The sequence below is a fragment of the Acidovorax sp. LjRoot204 genome (assembly GCF_056175785.1).
The window spans coordinates 1-4,029 of record NZ_JBGFFF010000255.1; the positions used below are offsets into that span (position 1 = coordinate 1).

4 protein-coding genes are annotated in these 4,029 nt (G+C 67.4%); 2 read left to right on the forward strand and 2 right to left on the reverse strand.

Annotation, left to right across the window (positions count from 1 at the left end):
• Positions 1-809 (forward strand): rhodanese-like domain-containing protein (locus AC04MI_RS23875; protein WP_476498893.1); only part of this gene is annotated, 809 nt, incomplete at its 5' end.
• Positions 810-902: 93 nt separating this feature from the next.
• Here AC04MI_RS23875 and AC04MI_RS23880 read toward each other — a convergent pair.
• Both AC04MI_RS23880 and AC04MI_RS23885 read right to left on the reverse strand, forming a co-directional pair.
• On the reverse strand, positions 903-1,832 hold the full coding sequence (locus tag AC04MI_RS23880) for an aldose 1-epimerase (protein ID WP_476498894.1): 930 nt from the start codon (positions 1,830-1,832) through the stop codon (positions 903-905).
• Positions 1,833-1,908: 76 nt separating this feature from the next.
• Positions 1,909-2,862, reverse strand: a complete 954-nt coding sequence (locus tag AC04MI_RS23885; RefSeq protein WP_436078610.1) for an SMP-30/gluconolactonase/LRE family protein — start codon at positions 2,860-2,862, stop codon at positions 1,909-1,911.
• Positions 2,863-2,986: 124 nt separating this feature from the next.
• Between AC04MI_RS23885 and AC04MI_RS23890 the strand changes: the two genes are divergently transcribed.
• The gene (locus tag AC04MI_RS23890) at positions 2,987-3,808 is read left to right on the forward strand and encodes an SDR family NAD(P)-dependent oxidoreductase (protein WP_055401789.1); all 822 of its coding nucleotides are present in this window, start codon (positions 2,987-2,989) and stop codon (positions 3,806-3,808) included.
• The last annotated feature ends 221 nt before the right edge of the window (positions 3,809-4,029 follow it).

The following is a 4,029-nucleotide window of genomic DNA, read 5'->3' on the forward strand; positions in this document are numbered from 1 at the left end:
CCGCCGACCTGGCGCGCTTTGGGGCCGAGGCGCAGCGCACCACCTACCTGCTGGACGTGCGCACGCCCGAAGAATTTGCCGCAGGCCACCTGCCCGGCTTTCGCAACACGCCCGGCGGCCAGCTGGTGCAGGAGACCGACCACACCGCCGCCGTGCGTGGCGCGCGCATCGTGCTGATGGATGACGACGGCGTGCGCGCGAACATGAGTGCATCGTGGCTGGCGCAGATGGGCTGGGACGTGTGGGTGCTGGACGACGCGCCCGCCGCCGACTTCAGCGAGACCGGCGCCGTGGCCAACACCGTGCCCGAGCCCGAAGRCCCCATTGCCTGGGTCACGCCCGCACAACTGGYGGCCTGGCTGAACGAAGAAAGCAAAGAGCGCCCCGGCCACACCGCCGTGCTGGACCTGACCACCAGCGCCAACTACGTGCAGCGCCACATCCCCGGCGCGTGGTTCGTGATCCGCTCGCAACTGGCGCAGGCCGTGGCCAGCATTCCCAAGGCGCAGCGTTATGTGCTGACCTGCGGCAGCAGCCTGCTGGCACGCTATGCCGCGCAGGACCTGGCCCGCCTGACGGGTGGTGCCGAGGTGGTGGTGCTGGAGGGTGGCACGCTGGCCTGGATCGCCCAGGGCCTGCCGCTGGAGCATGGCGAGACGCGCCTGGCCTCGCCCCGCATCGACCGCTACCGCCGCCCGTACGAAGGCACCGACAGCCCGCGCGAGGCGATGCAGGCCTACCTGGACTGGGAGTTCGGGCTGGTGGAACAACTGGGGCGCGACGGCACCCACGGGTTCCGGGTGATCTGATCCACTATCGATTTAATAGCTGCCAGCGCATGATTCACTATCGCTACCGGCAGATTTCGCTACAAACCCTCTTCTGGGGCGCCCCAGGGGCGCTCACAACKCCCCGTACCGCCACGACACGTTCATCGCCAGCACCTCGCCCTGCGCCAAGGTGCGCAGGCCGGGCTGGCCCGGTTGGTGAAAGGCATCGATGGGCTGGGTGATGGGCTCAAAGCAGAACGCCGGGCCCTGCGGCGGGCGGTACACCAGGCAGTAGTGGTGGGCCGCGCCGCCGTTCTTGGCAAAGTCTGGCATGTGGACGGTAAGGCGCAGACCGCGCTCGGGCCAGTCGATCTGCGCGGTGCCGCCCCAGCCGGTGTAGGCGTTGTCGATCAGGCCGCCGTTGGCGGGGGCGCCTGCATTCAAGTCCCAGCCAAGCGGAAACTGCTGCGTGTGCTCCGTGGGCAAAGGGTCGTCGCCACACAGCCACACGCCCTGCACCGGCGCCGTGATGCGCGTGCCGGGCGTGCGCGGAAACCAGGGGTGCAGGCCCAGGCCGTAGGGCAGCGGCTGTGCGCCCAGGTGCCGCACCTGCACCGACTGTTCCAGGCCGCCCTCCACCAGCCGGAAGGTCTGCACGCACTCGTACTCGTAAGGGTTGCCGTCAAAGCGCTCGGAGCGCAGCTGCATCTGCAGCGTGTCGGGCGCGGACTGGGTCAGCTGCCAGGGCTGCAACCACCCGTCGCCGTGGATGGGGTACGGCTCGCCCATACGGTTGGGACGCATGGGGTGGAACTGCCCTGCATGCTCAAACCCGCCGCCACTGATGCGGTTGGACCAGGGCACCATGGCGAAGGATGCAAGCTGGTACAGGTCGGGCGTGGCGCCATCCCACGGCCGCCACAGGTCGATGCGTGCATCAGCCTCTTGCGGGTCGTCGATCTGCCAGGCCGCCACGCTGCCGCCCAGTGTGGGCACCAGGCCCAGGTGCTGCCCCGCGTGGTGCAGCCAGACGATGGGGTGGGATGGAGAGGCCTCGGTCATGGGCGGTGTGCTTTCTGCGGGATGGAGAAAAAAGGAGGCGGAGCCATGGGCCTCGCTGCTGCGCGCGCGGCCGGCATCAGCCGCCAAACAGATGCGCGGGCAGGCCGGGCGTGCTGATGTCCACGGCAAACAGTGCCCCGGCCAGCGGCTCGGCTGCGAGCTGCTCTGGCGTGAGGCCGGTGCGGGCCGACGTGATGTACAGCGTGCACAGGTCCGCACCGCCAAAGGCGCAGTTGGTGACCTGGCTCACGGGCAGCGGGATGCGGGCCAGCTCGCCCGCCGTGTCGGCGTCATGGCAGGTGACACAGCCACCGCCCCAGTGCGCAACCCACAGGCGGCCCTGCGCATCGGTGGTCATGCCGTCGGGCACGCCGTCAGCCGCGGGCCAGCGCTTCCACAAGGTCTTGTCGCTCACGGTGCCGGTGGCTGGGTCGCAGCGGTAGCGGTAGGTGGTGCCCTGCACCGTGTCGTTGAAAAACATGGCCGTGCCTTGCGCGGTAGGGGCCCAGGTGGGGCCATTGGTCACGGCAAAACCATCGTCGTGCCGCACGCAGTCGCCGCTGGCGGTGTAGGTGTAGAGCGCGCCCGTGGGAGCCTCGCACGCAAAGTCCATGCTGCCACCCCAGAAGCGGCCCTGCGCGTCACACTTGCCGTCGTTGAATCGGTTGCCTGTGCGCTCTGGCTCGGGCTGGTGCAGGTAGCGCGGGGCGATGTCAGCAGCGGGGTCGAACAGTGCAAAGCCCCGGCGCAGGGTGACGATGAAGCCCGGGGCGTGCACGCGTTCGGCAATGGCAGAAATCTCTTCGTCAAACGTCCAGCGCTGGTGGGCGCTGGTGGCCGGGTCCCAGCGGTGCAGCTCGCGCTGCAGGATGTCCACCCAGTACACGGCCTGCTCGCGCACGGACCACATCACCCCCTCACCCAGTGCGTTGCCCAGTGCGACCACGCAGCGCACGGCGCCGGTGGTTGTTGGCGCAGAGGCTGACGCGCCGCTGGACGGTGGGATGGGGGTATCCAGCGAAGGGCGCACGTTGGTTGTCTCCGGTCGTTTTTTTGCATCGGCCTGCCACCAGGCACTTGACGAGCGGCATCTTATCAACGCCAATTGATGCTTGAAATGAATTTTTTTGCCATTGATTGATTGCAATATTGATATGACACAGCTTTTTACCCCCTCCTCTTCGTCGACCGATGCCACCGGCGCCCCCCAGGGCCTGGCGAAATTCCCCAGCCTGCAAGGCCGCGCCGTGTTTGTGACGGGCGGCGGCAGCGGCATTGGCGCGGCCATCGTGGCGGCGTTTGCCGAGCAAGGTGCCCGCGTGGCGTTTGTGGACGTGGCGCGCAACGCGAGCGAAGCCCTGGCCCAGCACATTGCCGACGCAGGCCTGCCCCGCCCCTGGTGGCGTGTGTGTGATGTGCGCGATGTGAACGCCCTGCAAGCCTGTGTGGCCGAAGCGGCGGCCGAGCTGGGCAGCGACTTTGCAGTGCTGGTGAACAACGTGGCCAGCGATGACCGGCACACGCTGGAGTCCGTGACGCCCGAGTACTACGACGAGCGCATGGCCATCAACGAGCGCCCCGCCTTCTTCGCCATCCAGGCCGTGGTGCCGGGCATGCGCAGGCTGGGCGCGGGCTCGGTGATCAACCTGGGCTCCACCGGCTGGCAGGGCAAGGGCACGGGCTACCCCTGCTATGCGATTGCCAAGTCGTCGGTGAACGGCCTCACGCGCGGGCTGGCCAAGACGCTGGGGCAGGACCGGATCCGCATTAACACGGTGTCGCCGGGGTGGGTGATGACGGAGCGGCAGATCAAGCTGTGGCTGGACGCCGAGGGCGAGAAGGAGCTGGCGCGCAACCAGTGTTTGCCGGACAAGCTGCGGCCGCATGACATTGCGCGAATGGTGTTGTTTTTGGCGTCGGACGATGCGGCGATGTGTACGGCGCAGGAGTTCAAGGTGGATGCGGGGTGGGTTTGATTTTTTGAAGTCTTTTTGGGCTCTGGCGCTTATCCATTAAGCGCTGGTAGCTATTGTTTTTGTAGTTTGTGAGTGTGGGTGCCGGTCTGGCGGCGTGCTCGGGTTGAGGACGGAGGCCGGGAGTCGCCCGGCGTGCGAGTAACTTTCTTTCGCGTCGCCGAAAGAAAGTCACCAAAGAAAGGGCGACCCTACTGCGCGCGTCCCTTCGCTGCGCTACGGGC